Raw genomic sequence first — 17,856 nt, 5'->3', positions numbered from 1 at the left:
CAGGATCCAGTGTCTCGTGTGTCCAACATCCGGGGTCAAGGCCCGATCACCGGTGCGCTTGGACGCAAGGTCTCCGAGCCACGGAGCAGCCCTGAGGCTCATTGTCACCATCCCGGGACTTAATACTCGCCCTCCGGACTTGTCGTCCGCTGCCGCCGGCCTCGCTCCCAGGGCACTGTGGGAGTCCCATCCGGGTCAAGACCCCAAGGCCATCGGTTCAGGCTCACCGTGTAAACGGGACGTCCGGTGTCGGCAGCCTGCAGGTATAGAGCATCGGCTCCGCTCAGGTCCCCAAGCCCTTCTCGTAGATGCGCGAGCTGCACCAAGGCGGCAGTGTGGCCGAGGTCGGCTGCGCGCTGGACCAATCTCTCGGCGCTATGGGCATCCCCGCGTTTTTCCCAAAGTTGCGCAAGTTGGACCATTGCCGCAGTGTCACCAGCGTTGACGGCCTCCTGATAGAGGCTCTCGGCACTGTCCTCGTCGCCGCTACCCTCTCGCATCTGTGCGAGGAGGATGAAACCTTCCGTGTCATTGCTAGTGGCAGCGTTATGGGCCAAGGCTTCGGCGCCCTCCAGGTCCCCGTGGCGCTCTCGCAGCCCGACGAGCTTAACCAGAGCACTGGTATCGCCGTTGTCAGCAGCTTGCTGGTACAAGGCTTCGGCACCCTCCCTATCCCCACGTTTCTCCCGTGCCCGCGCCAACTGCATCATCGCTTCTACAGCACCAGCATTGACTGCCTGCTCGTACAGGCTCGCGGCGCCCACGTTGTCCCCTCGTCGCTCCCGCGCCCGTGCCAATTGGAGTAGGGCATCGATGTCGCCGTTGTCAGCAGCGTGCTGGTACAGGGTTTCGGCCCCGCTCATGTGGCCGTTTGGTTCGTGCAATCCAGCCGTACCGGTACCTTCTATGTCCCCGTGGCGCTCTCGCAGCCCGACGAGCTTAACCAGAGCACTGGTATCGCCGTTGTCAGCAGCTTGCTGGTACAAGGCTTCGGCACCCTCCCTATCCCCACGTTTCTCCCGTGCCCGCGCCAGCCACATCATCGCTTCTACAGCACCAGCATTAGCTGCCCGCTGGTACCAGGCTTCAGCGCCTACGTTCTCCTCACGCATCTGCCGTGCTTGTGCCTGCGAGCGTTGCATCATCGTTTCGACATCGGTTGTTGCGGCATCACCGGCGGTGGTTGCCTCTTCCAACACCGTCGCGACGACTCGGTTCTCCGATGCTTCTCTCAGCTTGGCCAGTCGAACCATGGCGATGGTGTTGCCAGCCTCAGCTGCCTGCTCAAAATAAGCCTCCGCGCTGTCTCGATCCCCGGCGAACTGCGCCAGCTCGGCTAACCGGACCTGGGCGTGCGTACTGCCAGTGGCTGCGGCGCGGTAGCGAAGGTGGTGGGCCCATTGCAGCCGATGGCGGTCCTGAGCAGCATTCGCGAGACTGTTGAGGTCGTCTGGACTGATGAGGTGGGCGTGGGCGGCGTGCCAGAAAGACGCTGGTGGGCAGAGTAGATGCCGACTGGTCCGGCCATGTTGTTCCAGGTAGTCAGCGAGCCGGAATATCGGACCGCTTCCAGCGGCCGCAGTGGCCACCGTTGTGCTATCCAGCTCGCCTGGTGGCCGACGCCGCGGCCGGATGCCAGTACGCCGCAGGGGAGCCTGTTTGCCATGCACAGGCTCGGCAAGTTCGGCATAGGCACGCTCCGCCCAGTCCTCGGGAAGCTGGTCGTAATCGAGATCGGCGAGATAGTCGGTGGCAGCATCTGTAAGGAAGGCTTGGGGCAAGTGAAGGCCCACGCCGAGGCGGCGAGCATCCATCGCCGTGTTCAATATTGCTTGGGCAGCCGGGGTGCCCTGCTGGTGGCGGCGCAGCAGCTCCGGTGCGCCTGCTAGATCCTGTGTCATTCGCCCGTCTGTACTGGTACGGGTGAGTGCGTCGGCCAGCAATCGGTCTCCGTTCTCGGCAAGGGCGGCTGCCCCCGCGAGAGCCTCGCGGTCGAAGGCTTCTGGGACGACCACGGTGCGGCCGGCGAGGAGCTCTCTCGCGCGACTGTGCGGATCCGGCGCTCTTGGGGCGGGCTGGGCAGTGAGCTGCGCGGCAAACTCGGGCCACAAGGTACCCAGAATGAGTACAGGTCCACGGGCGGAATCGGTAAGCAACTGGTGCACGGCGGCTGCGATGCGCTCGCCGTGGGCGACATCACCAAGGTAATGCTGGGCTTCGTTGAGCCAGACCACCGTCCGCGCCCCCACGCGCATCAGATCAGAGAATGCGGCCTCGGCCCGGGTGGGATCGAAGGGATGCCACAGCCTCCATCCCTGACCAGCAAGTGGCTGTACTGCTTCCCAGCACGCCCGAGTCTTTCCGGTCGATGAGGACCCAACCAGCATTACCAGTGCACTGGAGCCGGTACCCGCAGCATGCACTTCGTCAGCCAAAACTCGGTCGTGGGCCCGGGAAACATAGCCGGGAAGGATGCGCCCTGTGCCAGCTTTCGAGCCGGGCGTGATCAAGGCGGGCCCGGCCGGGTGGACCTCCAACTCGTGCGGGTTCCATTGCTTGATTGGTCGGCCAGGACATGCGCGCGCCTCATCGTCACTGTTGTCCCAGACTGCCGGTCCGCCGTTGCCGTCGACGGCGCTCCGGCGTAACTCCAGCAGTTCGCTTTTCGACAGTTTCAGCGCTTGGGCCAAGGCCGCCACTGTCGCGGCCGAAGGCACCGGGCCGTTCGGCTGAAAGGCCGTCTGGACCGTCGTTCGGCCCAAGTCGGCCCGGGCGGCCAACTGCGTCTTGGTGAGGCGGGCCTTGGCCAGACCGTCCTCCAGCCGCTCCCGCAGTGCAGTGAGTGCCGTGTTGCGCTCTGTCTTGCCGCTCTGCACCGGGCCGCTCCCGTATCCGATGTGTTCGTCGGTGTTCATCATCGATCGGGCGAACCACGGCGAGCAACGGTTCCAGGACATTCGGTCACGTCAACGCTTCCAAATTCTTGGAGATCGTCATGCCGGAGCCGGCCGTCGTCGTGTTCACCGCTGCACTCGTGGTCATCCTCGCCCTGCTTACCGCTGCCGGGGCAAGTAAGCTCGCCCGCCTGGACGGCGCCACATACCCCGCCGCCCTCATGCGGGGGGCCGCCGCTTTCGCCGCTGTGCTCACCGTTGCCGCCGCTGTGACCGCGGCGCTCGCCCCCTTCTTGTCTGGCCGGTGATCATGCTGACGCCAGCCCTTCGATGTTGGGGCGGTACGGAGGGAGACCGGAGAGCGATGACATTCGCCGTCCAGCTAGAGCTACCTTCCGCCTGATGATGGGCGCTCCACACACCATGGGCCCGCTGCTTGGGCAGCAGGCCCATGTCATGCGCGAACTCAGGGCGATTGATTGTCGGACCGCTGCATACGGCTGGCCGGTTGAGTTAGCGTCAGCTGAGCGTTGATCGACTGGATGTTCTGGTATCTCCGGTCCTGGCAAAGCGGCAGGGACTGTGGCATACCGATGGAACAACGGTGCTGTCCGTTTCTTGTGAACATGGAACACCAAGCTCCTGAGTGCCTCCCCCGGATGGACTAGCGGTGGCACGTCCTTCTGTCGTCGTAGAGTGCTTTCGCCCTTGCCGTCAGTTGTGTCGCTGCGTAGAGCATGTTGAGGAGTACGTCGGTGGAGCTGGAGAGACGTACTTGGACCACGTTGCCCACCTGGCTTTCGACGCTCCGCTCTAGCACCCCTAGCGTGGCCCATTCCCTGCCGTGTGCGAAGCCGCTGCAAATCTGCCAGAGGTTTTGGGCAAGGGTCTCCTTTCCGTCTCCCGCGACCTGGTCCACGAACGCCAGCTGCCGCTGCGTGCTCCATCGGCCACAGATGTCGTGCGGGTCCAGTCTGTTCTCCACTGCGAGGCTCCTGATCTCCTCTACGCGTTCGGCGTGCGGTCGGCCGGAGGTCTGGAGTCCGGAAAGGTCCATGAAGTCCTTGCCTTGGCGGACGTTTTCGTAGGCCCGTTTCAGGCATCGCCGTATTCGCTCATCGCGGCTGGCGGGTTCCAGCAGCCAGATCGCCTCTCCTGCGGCTTCGACGGCTGCGCGCAGCAGACTGTACGGGGCGTAGGAGTGGATGACTCTCGCTTCGAAGAGCAGGGCCTGAACCGCGTGCAGGTGGTCTGCCGCGTGCGTGAAGCACTGATACGCAGCGCTCGACACCATAAGCGTGGGAACCCGGGCGTCGGGCCTTGACCCCGAATTCTGAACACGGGTTATGCGGCTTGTGGCAGCGTAGTTGGTGTGCGGTGGAGGGCGTTCTCGAAGGCGATGGGTGATCGTTGTCCGAGGCGGGAGTGTCGGCGTCGGGTGTTGTAGCGGTGGAGCCATCGGAAAGCGTCGAGTCGGGCCTCGCGCTCGGTCGGCCAGCTTTTTCGTCCTTGCAGGGTCTCGCGTTTGAAGGTCGCGTTGAAGGATTCGGCGAGTGCGTTGTCCGCGCTGGACCCGACCGCGCTCATGCTTCGCCGCACCCCTGCTGACCTGCAGGCTTCGGCGAAGATTTTGCTCGTGTACTGGGCTCCGTGGTCGGTGTGCATGATCGATCCGGCGAGGCTGCCGCGGGTTCGGATCGCTGCGGTCAGGGCGTCGGTGACGAGGTCCGCGCGCATGTGGTCGGCGATCGCCCAGCCGGCCAGACGGCGTGATGCGAGGTCGATGACGGTCGCCAGGTAGCAGAACTTCCCGCCCTCGATGGGCAGGTAGGTGATGTCGCCGACGTACTTCGTGTTCGGCTGGCCTGCGGTGAAGTCGCGGCCGATCAGGTCCGGGGCCTTGGCGGCGGCCGGGTCGGGGACAGTGGTGCGGTGCCGGCGGCGCAACCGGATTCCTTCGATCCCGGACGCCCGCATGATCCGGGCGACGCGCTTGTGATTGACCGCGACACCGTTCTCCTCGCGGAGCTCGGCGGTGATCCTCGGGGCTCCGTAGGTGCCGTCCGATTCCTGGTGCACCGCCCGTATCCGGGCGGCCAGGCGGGCGTCGGCCACCTGCCGGGCGGCCCGGTCCGCAGCCGTCCGCCGCCAGTAGTAGAAGCTCGAGCGGCTGACACCGAGGATGCTGCAGAGCCGCTTCACGCCGTGACGGCGCTGGAGGTCGGCGACACACTGGAAGCGGTTCAGGACCCGTAATTTAACTACTGCCGGTTTCTGGCCGATACCTCCGCGACTCGATGCAGTTGGGCTGTTGTGGCCATTGCGGATGAAGTCCTGACGGTGCTGGATACGAAGTTCGCGGTGGTGCTGCCGCATCTGGACGAGCGGCAGCGCCGTCTGTATCTGGCTTCCGAGGCGGAGGCTCTGGGGCATGGGGGGATCGCGGCCGTGGCCAGGCTGGCGGAGGTTTCGGAGTCGACTGTGGCACGAGGGCGTGCGGAACTCGCGCTCGGAGCAACAGTGTTGGGGCGGATCCGTAGACCGGGCGGCGGGCGTAAGTCCGCTGCCGAGCGCGACCCTGGTCTGCTGGCGGCTCTCGAGTTGCTGATCGAGCCGCGTGCGGTGGGTGATCCAGTGTGCCCGTTGCGCTGGACCACCGCCTCGCTGCGGGACTTGTCCCAGGAATTGACCGTTGCTGGTCATCCGGTCAGTGCCCCGGTAGTCGGTGGTCTGCTGCGTGCGATGGGCTTCAGTCTGCAGGGCATGGCCAAGACGCGGGCCGGCAGTCAGGTGCCCGACCGAGACGCCCAGTTCCGTCACATCAACACCGCTGCCGAACGTTTCCTGTCGCAGGGCCTGCCGGTGGTGAGTGTGGATGCGAAGCAGAAGGAACCGATCGGCGACTTCGCACGCCGCGGCCGCACCTACCGCCCCAAAGGGCAACCGATCACCGCTCCGGATCACGACTTCTTCCGCCCCGACACCCCGTTCGCCATTCCATACGGCATCTACGACCTGGGCCGCGACAGCGGCTGGGTGAATGTGGGCACCGACCGCAACACCGCTGCCTTCGCGGTGGAGTCCCTGCGCCGCTGGTGGAAGGTCCAAGGGCGCCTCGATTATCCCAGCACCGATCGCTTGCTCGTCACCGCCGATGCCGGAGGGGCCAACTCGGCGGACTCCCGCCTGTTCAAAATGGGCCTGGCCGACTTCGCCGACCAGTCCGGGCTGAGTATCACCGTCATGCACTTCCCACCAGGTACTTCAAAATGGAACAAGGTGGAGCATCGTCTGTTCTCCCGGATCACCCACAGCCTGCGCGGGCAGCCGCTGACCAGCTACGAGGTACTGCTGGAGACCATCTCGGCCACCCGCACCAGCACCGGACTGACCGTCCAGGCCGTGCTGGACGAGAACGCATACCCCACCGGGCGCGTGCTCACCCGAGCCGAACGCCAGAGCGCCGAGCGACGCGTCGAACGCGATGAGTTTCATGGTGAGTGGAACTACACCATCGCCCCGCAGAACCCCGGCCAGCAGCCTCCGGAAGATTCACGGGCCGAGTCGGGCCCTCCGATCCCGGCCGGGGCCACCTTCCTCCTCACCCACCCCGCACTCACTGGCATGACCCGAGAACACTTCGAGCAGCTCGTGCTCCAGCTCGAACCGTGCCAACTGCTCTTGACCGAAGCCGAACGCCAGAGCGCAGACAGGGACGGTCGCGGACGTAACCCCGGTTTCGGGACCCTCGATCACCGCCACCGGGTCCTGGTCGCCGTGCTCCGCAGCCGCAACACCGTCACCTTGACTCTCGCGGCCGAACTGATGGGCCGCAAGCGCAACGTGCTGAGCTACCACGCCGGGAGGTCCAAACCGATGCTGGCCTTCGCCGGACCCGAGCTCGCCAGAGTCCTCGTCCTCCACAGGCCCCACCCTCCCCGTACGCTCGAAGCCTTGAAGCGCCTGATCGAGCACCACGACGAGATCAACTCAAGCAGTAGTTAAATTACGGGTCCTCACCAGCGCGTCTCCCCGGCGAAATACTTCGCCGCTTTGCGCAGGATCTCCCGTTCCTCCTCCAGCTCACGGACCTTCTTCCGCAAGGCGGCGTTCTCCGCCTCCAGCGGTGCCGGCGGCAGGCCTGGTTCCTGTGTCCGCCGCCCTCGGGGACGGCTCACCCCGGCTGCCCGGACCCAGCTCCGCAGCGTCTCCGGGTTGATCCCCAGATCGGCTGCGACCGACCTGATCGTCGCTTCCGGCCGCGACTCGTACAGCGCGACCGCGTCCGCCTTGAACTGTGGCGGGTAGTTCTTCATGACCACGAGATGTCCGTTCTCAGATCCTCAGGATCCAGTGTCTCGTGTGTCCAACATCCGGGGTCAAGGCCCGTCATCGCCGCTCAAGCTGCTGCCTTCCTCCACTTCGGGGCAGGTCTCATCTGTATCTCTGATCCATCCGTTGATCTGACGGAGGGATTGGGCAACGTACGGCGGCACGGGGATTCGGTCTTTCGACATGGCTCATGGTCCCGCAGAAGCGGCACCTTGTATCCCGATTTTCACCCGCGCCCAGAGTGAGGCCTGCGTAGGCCGGCCTGGTAGGCGGAGCCCTCATTGGAACTCGCCGGCGTACGACTGACACCGCACGCTCTTCGGCCCACAAGCCGAGCAGCCTTGTGAAGGGGGCTGGTGCGTCTGCCCTTACGTGTGCTTCTACTCTGGCGCGGGCTGTCGGCCGATCCGGGGAGGGTGGGGCCCTGCAACTGCACCAGTATCAGGCGCCGCCAAGCCAGCAACAAAAGTCGGGACGAGTACGCGAATGCGGCTTTCTGGGATGTCTCCGGCCATTGCTTTGACGGCTAGTTCGGTACCGGGTGTGGCAGCCGCACCGAAGAGTTGACGAAGGAGGCGCAGTCCTTCGGTAGCTACAGTGCCTACCCGCGGGTCTTTGCAGAGCGTCGCGAAGGAGCTCCTTACCTGACGGGCTGGAACGTTCGACATGATCCGGTAGATGTCGCCGGCGTCCTTGGCGGATAGCCGGTCTGCCCTCCCCTTCTCGGCATCGATGATCCGTTCGTGCAGCTTGTACGCCTTGGCCACGAGAAGCGCCGCGGGTCCGGCTACGTACGCTTGCACGCTGCGGTCGTCGTCCGGTGTGAGGCTGGAGATGGTCATCAGCGAGCGGTCCACGGCTGCCACCTCGAGGCCGGGGACCTTCTTGGCGGCCCAGCCGTCGTGTGGCGGCATCTCGGTGCTGCGCCTCTTCTTCGAGGCCGGCGCCAGGTTCGAGGGGACGAGGAGATCGACCTCTACGCTGACTTCAACCTCGCCCACCTGTTCGGTGCGTTCCCATAGGCCGACCTGCCGCTTGCCGTTCTTGTCGAGCTTGAGGGTGAAGCCGGCAGCATGCATTGCTTCCTCGAGCAGCGGCTGTTCGCCCAGGACTTCTGGGTCGATGCTGATGTCGCCGTCGGACGTGTAGGAGGCGCTGCTGATGGCCGCCTCGATGGTGCGGAGGTACACGGCTTGGGCACCGACGACGGTGAGCGCCTCTCGGTGGTTCTCCAATGCGATGAGCGCGTCCAGGAGCACCTTGCGGGCGGCTTGGTTCAGTTCGCCTTCATCGGTGCCTGCTGCTGCTTGCGACATCGTTCCCCCTCCGGACGTGGCGCAAGTCTAGAAGCGGGTGGGCTCGTCCCGGCGTGAAAGATCAGATCTGCGCCAGACATGTTCGTGGTCGGCCATGAATTCCAGGATTTGCTCGCCCTCGGCCGGCATGCGGCCCGGCCCCGAGAGGCAGTCCGTTGCAAGCTGGCTCAGCCCGACCTGCCACATGTCGCCGACGAGCATCGGCCGCTGCCACACGCTGTCGTCCTTCGCTCGCAGGATCAGCACGTCAGCGCCTTCCGGCACGGGCATGAGACCGAGCGTATCTGCCCATGCCTCCACGTTGAGCTCATGCTCTTGGACGTAGAGCATGAGCTGTCCTCCGACGGCCAGCGGCGCCAGAGGTCTGGCCGCGTAGGAGCCGGTAACCAGAACCTCGCGCCGAATGCTGTTAGTGCCGTCGTCGGCCATATTCGCCAGCTTGCGCAGCACTGCTTTGATGCCGTTCGGGGCGAGCATGCCGGTCGGCTCGGCGGTGCGCAGGAGGTCCGTCTGGTTTGCCCTGGCCCGCAGCAGCCCCTGCCAGTCCACCGAAACGATGTCCCTGCCGTCGCGCTTGATCAGCAGTTGATCGTCCAGGGCGTCGAGCAACCGCGACACGTAGGGCAGGCTCAAATCGGCCCCGTGGGCCAGTGCTGAGGCGCGGTAGGGCGGAGCAAAGTCAGCCAGAAGCCGTACAAGTCGGCCGGCCTTGAGGCCGGTGAGCAGCGGCTTGCTGGACGGCGGCCTGTGCCCGGCGGGAGCACGGTCAGCGCCCTGGGTGTGGATGACAATGGCGGGCCGACTCACACGCAGGGAAACGTTGCCGGTCAGGTCCAGGTAGTCGATTCCGTTCGCGCGCAGCGCTTCCTGCGCCAGCGGGCTGATCCACGGAGAGATCACCAGCAGTCGGGTGTGCGAGTTCACCCGACGTACGAGATGCGCCATAGACGTCAGGACTCCGCCAGCGTCCTTCGGGGTGACTCTTTGCCGGGCCTCGACAAGTAGCGAGACGTAGACGCCGTCATCGGACTTGATCTGGAGCATCGCATCCCAGCCGTGGTCCCCGCCGGGGAGCTGGTCAGGTCGCAGAGCGACCTCCCAGTCGGGTCCGAGCAGCTGCTGCAGATGCGTACACCCCTGCTCAAGCAGGTTCTTCTCCCTCTGGTGTGCGCTCGTCTCCATGCCCTCAGCATGCCATGGCAAGTAGGCTCTCATCGAAAAACTTGCCGAATATTAGAACTTTCCTGGCCTTGTTAAGTTGATAGATTCAGCAAGCTTCGCGATCTGGGGGACTTTCCTCAACAAGGAAAGTCCCCCAGATCAGCAAGCTGCATCGCTCGTCCCGCGCCGAGGCGCAGCCGAGGAGCCCTGATGCAGGAGGGCCGGCGGGCTCCGTGAGCTCCGAGCCAGCTGTCTCTCCAAGCGCAGGTCAAGGGCGCTTGTCAGTGGGCCCTGGTATCTCCTGTCGTGCCAGGTACGCCACAGAGAACGCCGGATCGCCAGGGAGATGCGATTCATGCCCTTCACTGCGCTGCACGCCGACTACGGCCGCCTCGATGCCACCCTCGCCGACCTCGGGCACCACCTGGACTGGGCCCAGGTCCACAAAGCCCGCCCCCGCCCTGCGCTCCTCTGTCCGCAGTGTGAGTGGGGTCTGCACGCCAAGGTCTCCCGCTACGGAGTGCGGTTCTTCTGCCACGACCCCGGACGGCCACCCTCGTGCGAGCTGTCGAACGAGTCATGGGAGCACCACATGCTCAAGCTGGAGCTGGCAGCCGCGATTCGGGAGGCGGGCTGGTTCGCGGAGCTCGAGGTGGCGGCCGCGGACGGTTCGTGGCGCGCGGACGTCATGGCCACCTCTGTTGACGGCACCCAGCGCATGGCGTGGGAGGCCCAGTTGTCCCAGATCACCAACGACGACATCGAGTACCGCACGGAACGCTATCGGGGTGAGGGCATCCGGGTGTGCTGGGTGTCCCCGCACAAGAAGCCGCCGCAGTGGATCAGCGCGGTGCCCGCGGTGCGGGTGCGGGCACCGGAGGACCGGGGTGGGGGCTGGATGGTGGACGACGGTCTCGCCGGGTTCGACTACGCCGCCGGCGGCTGGGGCTTCCGCGAGGAGCAGCTGCAGCAGTTCGTTCGGTGGGTGCTGGGCGGGCAGGTGGTGTCGGTGGAGAGCTATCCGCGCTACCGGCGCGTGCCGCGGGTGGTGGACGGCAAGCAGGTGCGGTTTCGCCGGGGCCGGTGGTGGACGTCCCTGCAGTCGGCCGACGCGCAGACGAGGCATGAGTCGATGCGGCGGCGCCAGGATGCGGCCAAGGAGGAGCGTGAGGCGCGCCAGCGGGAACGGGAGGAGGTGGCGGAGCGTCGGCGCAAGGAGCTGGAGGAGAGGGAGCGGATCCAGAGAGCGGAGGAGGCCGAACGCCGGGCCAAGAAGGAGGCGGAGGAGTTCCGTATCCGCATGGAAGCGTGGGAGCGGAAGTGGGCCGAGGAGAAAGCCCAGCGCGAGCGGGAGAAGGCCGAAAAGGCTCAGCGCCACGCTCGGGAAGAGGCTGAGCGGGAGGAGCGGGAGCGCCAGGCCGTGGGAGCGGCGAACGCGTGGTGGGGCCGGCTGTCGACACAGCAGAAGAAGGAACTCCTCGCCGCCGTGACTGAGCGGGCCTGGCGCGAGGAGAAGCTCTGGATCACAATCCCCGACAACCCGCTGATGGATCCCGCCTACGCATACGGGGTGCCGCTGTACACCCAGGGCAAGCGGCGCCGGTCCCTGTACGGAATCGTGCGCCCCTGCCCAAGCCTGATAGCCGCTTCGTCCCGGGCACGGGAGGAGCACGCTCTGGTCCGCAGCGCCCAGGAGGCGAAGGAGCTGCAAGAGGCAGGGCACGAAGGACGCATCACGCACTTCGACCTGCCCGAGCACGAACAGCTCTTCATGTACTGACAGTGGGCTGACGAGTAGGCCGAAGTTTGTGCTCCCCGCTGAGCCAGCGAGAACCGACGCACGCTATACAGAGTCGTACACGAGTCGACACCCTGTGGGGAGTCGTACACGACACTGGAGAGGTCATGGATCAAGAGGCAATGCGCAGCGCTGTCGTCGGCGCACTCTCCGACGTAGAGGCGGTGAAGGAGAAGCTCACGGGGTTGCTAGCCGAGATCGACGGCACTGCATCCTCGGTAAGCATCCCCCGTCAAGGTCTCTGGACCAAGGAGCAAGTCGGCCTGCTGTGGGGCAGAGCCAGTCACCTCACCGGAGTTCACGCACTCTTCCAAACCACCGCCGAGCAGGCCGGAACGACGGTCACCTTCACAACCCTCATCGAGCGTTCCGGACTCGACGAACGCCAGCAACGCAACGAACACGCACGTCTCAGCCGGCTCGCCAGCGAGCTGTTCGGCGAAAAACGGTGGCCTATTGAAAACTGGCAGGGCGGCTACAACACCCACAGCGGCAAATCCGAAATGCTCTACCGGATGGACCCGCAGATCGCCGAGTGGTGGCTCACCCTGGTCGACTGACGACACAGCGGGCTCCAAGTCACCGTCAGTGGATGTGTGATCCGCTGGAATCGCTGCGAGTCAGTGCGCTTCCTGCGGTTCACCGCAGACCGTACATACGCCAGGCTGCATGATCCCGACGTGGAAGTCGTGGTGGAAGCCGCCCGGCCCCTCGTAGTCGCGCATCGCTTTGCTCGCGCAGTCCCGGTTGTCCGCGACCCGGCACCGACCACAGCAGTCGTGACTCGTGATGAAATTCTTCGCCTTCTTGCTGCACGCATTGTGGCCGCAGCTCCGGTACCCGCCGGAGCCGCTGTTCCAGTGGGTGCCGAAGCTGCCCGGGTCGTCTCGAAATCTGCTGAGGACCGCCTCGTCCGACTCGCCAGCGGCACGCGGCCTTGCGTTTACGACGAGGTGACCGACTACTACGGCTACGCCCAGAACGGCCCATGGCCATCTGCTACTCATGTGTTCCCTCTTGTGGTCGGTTCAGCGGCGCCGGAATCGGCTGCCGCCGCCGGCCGGAATGAGTACCTGGCGCGGCAGGGGGCGACCTATGCATTTGGCTTGACCCACCCCACGGGGGCGTTGTCGGCGTACTGCTCGCGGTCGCGTTCGGGCAGCGGTGTGTTCTTCGGCGGGATCAGCGCCCGCGCAGGCTTCTCGGGCTGCGCCTGCACCACCTTCACCCACGACGAGCGCTCCGGCTGTGGCAGCCGAGGCGGCTCCACCAAACCCGCCATGATGCGGGCCGCACGCTCGCGGGCCGCAGCCTTCGCCGCAGCCTTCCGGGCCCGCTTCGCTTCCGGTGTCTCCTTCGGCATGGCCACAGGTTATGGGCTCGCGAACCGTGGCGCGGCAGACTAGGAAGAACCCACCTGGGCTGTCTCACGGTCGATTTCGGTTCCGACATCGGACTCATGTCGAGGACCTGCCGCATGCATGGCCAGCTGCTAACCCCGCCGGGTGCCGACCCCTCGAAGGGCGAGGATCGAGGCGATGCCCCAGGCGAGGCCGGTTAAAGCGCAGGCGATGCCGGGTGGGTCCGGGGGTGGCGGCCCAGACCATGGCCACGCTGCAGGCGCCCCAGCCGGCCCAGGTGAGGCTGAGCTCTTTGAACCCGGTCAGCTCCGCTTGCTGGAGCGGGTGGAGCGCAGGTCTTCACGTAGGGCCGTGCGCAGCTGCGGGAGCGTGGTACGGGCGCCCAGCGTGGTGAGGAATTCGGGGACGCTCCAGCGGATCAGGGTGCCTTGCCGGGCGAGGTAGAAGCCGATGTCGTGGATGTCGTATTGGTTGTCGTAGTCGAGGAGGAGGTAGCCGGCGAGCTGCTGTACCTCTTCTCTGCCCAGGCGGTGGGGTCGGGTGACGGCCTTGCAGTCGATGAGGAAGCCGCCGGTGATGAAGTCGGCGTCGGCGTGGACGTCGGTGCTGCCGGTGAACGTCGGTCCGCATACGCGTTGGTGGGCGGGGAGGTCGCGCAGGGGTGTGAAGGGCTTGTCGGCGAGGTTCATCTGCTCGTCGATGTCTTCGAGGACGTAGGCCGGTACGGCGCGTGTTAGGCCGTTGATGGTGGTGTGCTCGTCGACCAGGGTGAGGAGGTTGCGTTTGCGGGGGAAGGTGCCGTTGCGGTAGATCGCCTCGAAGAAGCTGGTGACGAAGCAGAGCCTGGTCAGTTCGTCGTCGTCGAGGCGGCGGGTGGCGTCTGACAGGTGGGCGCGGAGGCGCCCCAGGATGCTGCTGCCGATCATGTAGAGGTTCTGGCGTACCGCGGTGCTGGGTGCTCCGTCGATGGGATGGTTGCTGCCGATGATGTCGACGCCGGCCTGTGCGGCGGGTCCCGGGTCGGAGCCGAGGGCCAGGCGCAGCCGGTAGTCGATGGTGTGGCCGAGGGCGGCGTAGTCGGGGCGGCGTTCGTTCAGGGGCTGGACGGGGTGCGGGAGGCCTTGGATGTGCTGGAGGTAGGAGGCGATGACGCGTTCAGGGTGGGGCAGGTGGCGGGCCAGGAACGTGGACATCGGGGAGCGCGGGTATTTGAGCTGTCCGGTCAGGGGCAGGCGCGCCAGTGGAAGGCCTTCGGGGGTGGTGTGCGCTGTCGCGGTGGTGAAGCGGGTCTGCAGGCGTTTGATGCCGGCGGTGTCGAGTTGTGTGCGGGCCCGGGTGACGGCCACGTAGACGAGGCGTGCGAGGGCGGGGTGCACGGCGCTGGTGTCGTCGGGCGGGGTGAAGCCGGGGCCGATGCGGACGCGGTTCCATTCGCGGCCCTTGGCCTTGTGGACGGTGGAGACGACGACGCGGGCTTGTTCCTCGTCGCTCATCTGCTGGACTGTGCGGATGATCTGGTGGGGGCCGTAGGTGTCGACGATGTCGACGATCGCTTTGAGGTCGGCGGCGGCGGAGTCCTGCTCGGCGTACTCCTGAACTTCGCCCCAGGAGGAGAAGAGGGCGAGGTCGTGGTGCGAGGTGCGGCGGCCGGCCTGCAGGTCGATGGCCGCCTTCGCGATGCTCAGCAGGGGCTTTCCGCCGCCGACCAGGGCGACGGGCACCTTCCGGTCCAGGAAGCGCAGGACTTCCGCGAGGGCGTCGGCGTTGCCCCGGCACAGAACGGCGTCGGGGACGTCCACCTCGGTCAGCTCGGACGGTTCCGCGGCGTGACCGGTGAGCTGCATGCTCGAGGTGGCCGCGCGGAGCCAGTGGTTGGCGACATCTGCGATGGGCGGGCCGAAGCGGAAGGATTGGGTGAGCTCCATCCTCGTGCCAGGGAAACTGCTCATGATGTCCTTGGCGTGACGCCATTCGTAGATCTGCTGGGAGGGGTCTCCGACGCAGACGCGCTGGGCCTGTTGCGCGAGGAAGATCTCTTCGAGGACCGGGTTGGTGTCCTGTGCCTCGTCCAGCAGGATGTAGTCGGCGCGCAGCCGGGGGCGGGTGAGCGCCCACATCTTCAGGTAGTGGTCATGCTTGAAGGGCAGGGTGCCGTTCGGGGAGCAGATGTCGTCCCAGGCCCACCGTGCCCGGGGCAGCAGTCCTTGGACGACGTATTGCTGGCCCGCGTCGTCGAGCCCGTGGACCGTGCCCAGGTGGCGGGCGGTGACCTGTTCGTCGGTGGAGTAGCAGAAGTGCTTGACCATCTCCATCACGAGGTGGGCCAGGGTCGTGGCTTTCAAACGGCGGCTGCCGACGGCCAGGTCCCGGTCCAGGTTGAGGAGCTGCGCCGTGCGCCACAGCGGCATGTGCCGTGTGGCCTCCAGGCGGGCCTGGAAACGGCTTCCCACCGCACGGTAGGCCAGTGCGTGCGAGGTGCTGCAGTGAACGTTGGACCCGAACCGGGCCTTGGCCTCCAGCGCGATGGGCTTGTTGAACGCGATGTACATGCCGCGACGGCGTGACGCGGCACCCATCATCACCAGCGTCGACGTCTTCCCCGTACCCGCACCGGCCACCAGAGCGAGATCATGGCCGGCGGTGAAGGCGTCTCGTGCTGCCGCCTGCTCCTCGGTCGCCTTCACTTTCGTCCCCTTCGCGCGTTTGCTACCCGCTCACTCCGCCAACCAGCACAGGCCGACCGGGCAGAGTCTGGTCAGGCGCAGCATGGCCGAAGGCACTGACAACCTGCAGCTAGATGGGGAATGACTGTTCGGAAACGCAAACAGATGGCCGAAATATGGTCTGTCGCCGGGCCCCGGCCCCGGCGCACGGACACGGCGGTCGGGGCGGTCTCGGTGGCCACGCCGAAGCGCCTGGCCGACACCGGTCTGAACGGAGCACGGACCCACTGCAGAAAGCTTCGTTGCCCCGCTTAGGGAACTTCCTCGGGCGCCTGCCCCCAACGCTGGTGAACGGCACGACGGCGGCGCAGGAGCTTCTCGCACTGCCAGCACATCCACCCCTCCTCCGGTGAGAGTACCGAAGTGTTTGTGCACGAGGGGCCTGCGCATTTCGTGCGTTCGCCCGGCCCGTCGTGGATCACGAGGAGGGCGTCCTCGGTGTTCAGGTCGTAGCCGGTGGGCCGTTCGGTCAGGACGAACGCATCGTGACGCAGCGGGTGGAAGGGGACGAATTCGTTCTCGGTGTGGTCTGGCTGGGGGGAGTTGAAGTGGTCGTGGCAGCGCTGGTTCCACCAGCGAAGGGAGACATTGAAGTCGGGCAGGTGCCATACCCAGATGCTGCCCCCGGTGAGGTTGAGGACCATCTGGCCCAGGCGGCCGGTGGCCTGCTCCTCGTTGATGGCGACCCGTTCCCAGCGCCCTTCGCTCAGATCGGCGACGCGGCCCTCACACCGGTGCTCGGTGTGCTCGTCCCTGGCAATGCATTGCAGATCCTCGATCGCGCACGGGCCGATCCGCAGCAGGCTGTGATAGCCGACCACATGGCGCACCTGGCGTACCTTCTCTGGCCCGGGGCTTTCGACCTCTTCCGCTGCCACCGGATCGTCCGGCTCGACGAAGGGTTCGAACTCGCCCCGCTCGATCGCCGTGCGCATCCGGACTGCGAGTCGGCGGACGAGGTCCTGGATGGTGGGCGGGAGGTCGGGATGGTCGACTGCGGGGCAAATGGCGGGGTGAGGGACCCGGCAGTAACCGTTGGAGGCGTCTGTGCCCGGGTAGGCCACCCCGCGGTTGATGTGCCAGCGCAGACTCGTCGGCACGCGGCGACTGGGGAACTCGTTGGTCAGCGGGATCCGCAGGGCGTCGTAGCGCTGGAACCACTCGACGGGTGTACCGCAGTACTTGCAGAGGGATGCCCCGGCCTGCCGAAGGATCTTCGTCTGGTTCGAGCGGTGGAGGTGCATGGACATGGGGTGCGCTCCCGCTCCCGGCTCGCCGTGGTGCCTGCATCACGACAACGAGGTCTGATGACTCAGGACACGGCAAGGAGGGAGCGGCATGAGCGCTGGCCGGGCGGGGGTCAGAGAGAGGTCAGGCGCCAGGCCCGTACGGACGGGCTCTCAGGTGCTGCTTCCTCTGCCAGTTGCAGCGGGCCGTGAGGTTTGGCCACCCGCTCGGCGAGCCACGCTTCCAGATGTTCCGCGTGCGGCCTCTCTCCGAACCGGGTTCGGGGTACATACGGCATGAGCACTGAGGTCGCCAGGAGCTCGGCTGCGGTAGCCGGCTCAGCGAGGGCGCGGTGGTCTTTCCACTCCTGGAAGAAGAGGGTCCACACATGGTCGGGGTTGACGTCGTGTTCCTCTCCCACGGGAGCTGGAGAAGGCGCTGCCGGATCTGGCGCCTTGGGACAGTTAAGGCTGTTGCGTTCATCTCGCCAGGCCCACGATTCCTCTGAGCCGTGGGCGTCCAAGCGCTTCTCGAGGTACACGCCGCAGTAACGGCACAGCCGGGCACGAAGGATTTGTGGGTTGCACCGCGGGCAGTCCTTCTGGTCGATGCGGCGCCTACCAGGGCTGTGACACTTTCCGCACCAGTCTGCCGGCAGAGGCTGGTGGTCCCCGGGATAGATCGGATCCGCCTGCCGGGCGGCCGTCATCACGGCAGCCCGGGCGGTGGCAATGCTGGCGTAGGCCACTGCCGCAGAAAACCGACCGGCTTCGGCATGCTGCTCGGCTACGTCGAGGAACTCCTCCGGTGCCACCTGTGCCTCCTGGCAGTAGTCAGCGGCCGCTCAATCGTTGGCGGCACAGGAGTAACTGATCGACCGGGCTCCAGGTTCTTCCGCCGACAGAAGCTGTCTAGGACACCGCAACTCAGAGATCGCCAACTGGGAGCGAGCCCTCAGCACTCTCCCCTGCTGCCGTCTGAATCCGAGTGGGCAATCGGGCATCAGAGAGAGTCCATGAGGTTCTCAAGTTCGGCCATCTTCCG

At 65.9% G+C, this 17,856-nt stretch carries 13 protein-coding genes and 1 pseudogene; 4 read left to right on the top strand and 10 right to left on the bottom strand.

Going from position 1 to position 17,856, the window contains the following annotated elements:
* Positions 1 to 119 precede the first annotated feature (119 nt).
* Positions 120 to 2,918, bottom strand: coding sequence for an SEL1-like repeat protein (locus P8A20_RS38390; protein ID WP_306105447.1), 2,799 nt, complete (start codon positions 2,916 to 2,918; stop codon positions 120 to 122).
* Positions 2,919 to 2,995: 77 nt separating this feature from the next.
* Here P8A20_RS38390 and P8A20_RS38385 point away from each other — a divergent pair, with 77 nt between their 5' ends.
* Positions 2,996 to 3,202: a hypothetical protein gene (locus tag P8A20_RS38385; RefSeq protein WP_306105446.1), complete on the top strand. Its 207-nt coding sequence runs from the start codon at positions 2,996 to 2,998 to the stop codon at positions 3,200 to 3,202.
* A 356-nt stretch (positions 3,203 to 3,558) separates the two neighbouring features.
* Here the strand turns inward: P8A20_RS38385 and P8A20_RS38380 are convergent, their stop codons facing one another.
* Both P8A20_RS38380 and P8A20_RS38375 read right to left on the bottom strand, forming a co-directional pair.
* Positions 3,559 to 4,185, bottom strand: coding sequence for a hypothetical protein (locus P8A20_RS38380; RefSeq protein WP_306105445.1), 627 nt, complete (start codon positions 4,183 to 4,185; stop codon positions 3,559 to 3,561).
* A gap of 53 nt (positions 4,186 to 4,238) precedes the next feature.
* A pseudogene (locus P8A20_RS38375) lies at positions 4,239 to 5,144 on the bottom strand (IS3 family transposase); the annotation flags it as partial.
* Between the two features lie 63 nt (positions 5,145 to 5,207).
* On the opposite strand from P8A20_RS38375, the gene P8A20_RS38370 reads away from it, so the two are divergent.
* Positions 5,208 to 6,899 carry an ISAzo13 family transposase gene (locus tag P8A20_RS38370; RefSeq protein ID WP_445978187.1) on the top strand — a complete coding sequence of 564 codons (1,692 nt, stop codon included), beginning with the start codon at positions 5,208 to 5,210 and terminating at the stop codon, positions 6,897 to 6,899.
* A gap of 11 nt (positions 6,900 to 6,910) precedes the next feature.
* On the opposite strand, the gene P8A20_RS38365 is transcribed toward P8A20_RS38370, so the two are convergent.
* The 3 genes from P8A20_RS38365 to P8A20_RS38355 form a co-directional block, all read right to left on the bottom strand.
* A complete protein-coding gene (locus tag P8A20_RS38365) occupies positions 6,911 to 7,210 on the bottom strand; it encodes a transposase (RefSeq protein ID WP_306105444.1) in 300 nt (99 codons plus the stop codon).
* A gap of 396 nt (positions 7,211 to 7,606) precedes the next feature.
* Positions 7,607 to 8,542, bottom strand: coding sequence for a hypothetical protein (locus tag P8A20_RS38360; protein ID WP_306105443.1), 936 nt, complete (start codon positions 8,540 to 8,542; stop codon positions 7,607 to 7,609).
* A gap of 27 nt (positions 8,543 to 8,569) precedes the next feature.
* A complete protein-coding gene (locus P8A20_RS38355; RefSeq protein WP_306105442.1) occupies positions 8,570 to 9,724 on the bottom strand; it encodes a hypothetical protein in 1,155 nt (384 codons plus the stop codon).
* 334 nt (positions 9,725 to 10,058) lie between these two features.
* On the opposite strand from P8A20_RS38355, the gene P8A20_RS38350 reads away from it, so the two are divergent.
* A complete protein-coding gene (locus tag P8A20_RS38350) occupies positions 10,059 to 11,483 on the top strand; it encodes a competence protein CoiA family protein (RefSeq protein WP_306105441.1) in 1,425 nt (474 codons plus the stop codon).
* 125 nt (positions 11,484 to 11,608) lie between these two features.
* Positions 11,609 to 12,061: a hypothetical protein gene (locus tag P8A20_RS38345; RefSeq protein ID WP_306105440.1), complete on the top strand. Its 453-nt coding sequence runs from the start codon at positions 11,609 to 11,611 to the stop codon at positions 12,059 to 12,061.
* 533 nt (positions 12,062 to 12,594) lie between these two features.
* Here P8A20_RS38345 and P8A20_RS38340 read toward each other — a convergent pair.
* The 4 genes from P8A20_RS38340 to P8A20_RS38325 form a co-directional block, all read right to left on the bottom strand.
* Entirely contained in the window at positions 12,595 to 12,864 is a 270-nt protein-coding gene (locus tag P8A20_RS38340) for a hypothetical protein (protein ID WP_306105439.1), read from the bottom strand.
* Between the two features lie 300 nt (positions 12,865 to 13,164).
* On the bottom strand, positions 13,165 to 15,546 hold the full coding sequence (locus P8A20_RS38335; protein WP_306105438.1) for a UvrD-helicase domain-containing protein: 2,382 nt from the start codon (positions 15,544 to 15,546) through the stop codon (positions 13,165 to 13,167).
* Between the two features lie 290 nt (positions 15,547 to 15,836).
* A complete protein-coding gene (locus P8A20_RS38330; protein WP_306105437.1) occupies positions 15,837 to 16,835 on the bottom strand; it encodes a DUF6083 domain-containing protein in 999 nt (332 codons plus the stop codon).
* A gap of 110 nt (positions 16,836 to 16,945) precedes the next feature.
* A complete protein-coding gene (locus P8A20_RS38325) occupies positions 16,946 to 17,626 on the bottom strand; it encodes a hypothetical protein (protein WP_306105436.1) in 681 nt (226 codons plus the stop codon).
* Positions 17,627 to 17,856 lie beyond the last annotated feature (230 nt).

The organism is Streptomyces sp. Alt3, from assembly GCF_030719215.1.
GTDB lineage: Bacteria > Actinomycetota > Actinomycetes > Streptomycetales > Streptomycetaceae > Streptomyces > Streptomyces glycanivorans.
This window is presented reverse-complemented; position numbering and strand designations above follow the sequence as displayed.

What these genes read in the sequence shown, in the direction of transcription:
- P8A20_RS38345 (WP_306105440.1), top strand. Translation starts at nt 11,609, where the DNA reads ATGGATCAAGAGGCAATGCGCAGCGCTGTCGTCGGCGCACTCTCCGAC.
- P8A20_RS38340 (WP_306105439.1), bottom strand. Translation starts at nt 12,864, where the DNA reads ATGCCGAAGGAGACACCGGAAGCGAAGCGGGCCCGGAAGGCTGCGGCG.
- P8A20_RS38365 (WP_306105444.1), bottom strand. Translation starts at nt 7,210, where the DNA reads ATGAAGAACTACCCGCCACAGTTCAAGGCGGACGCGGTCGCGCTGTAC.
- P8A20_RS38360 (WP_306105443.1), bottom strand. Translation starts at nt 8,542, where the DNA reads ATGTCGCAAGCAGCAGCAGGCACCGATGAAGGCGAACTGAACCAAGCC.
- P8A20_RS38355 (WP_306105442.1), bottom strand. Translation starts at nt 9,724, where the DNA reads ATGGAGACGAGCGCACACCAGAGGGAGAAGAACCTGCTTGAGCAGGGG.
- P8A20_RS38390 (WP_306105447.1), bottom strand. Translation starts at nt 2,918, where the DNA reads ATGATGAACACCGACGAACACATCGGATACGGGAGCGGCCCGGTGCAG.
- P8A20_RS38330 (WP_306105437.1), bottom strand. Translation starts at nt 16,835, where the DNA reads ATGTCCATGCACCTCCACCGCTCGAACCAGACGAAGATCCTTCGGCAG.
- P8A20_RS38350 (WP_306105441.1), top strand. Translation starts at nt 10,059, where the DNA reads ATGCCCTTCACTGCGCTGCACGCCGACTACGGCCGCCTCGATGCCACC.
- P8A20_RS38385 (WP_306105446.1), top strand. Translation starts at nt 2,996, where the DNA reads ATGCCGGAGCCGGCCGTCGTCGTGTTCACCGCTGCACTCGTGGTCATC.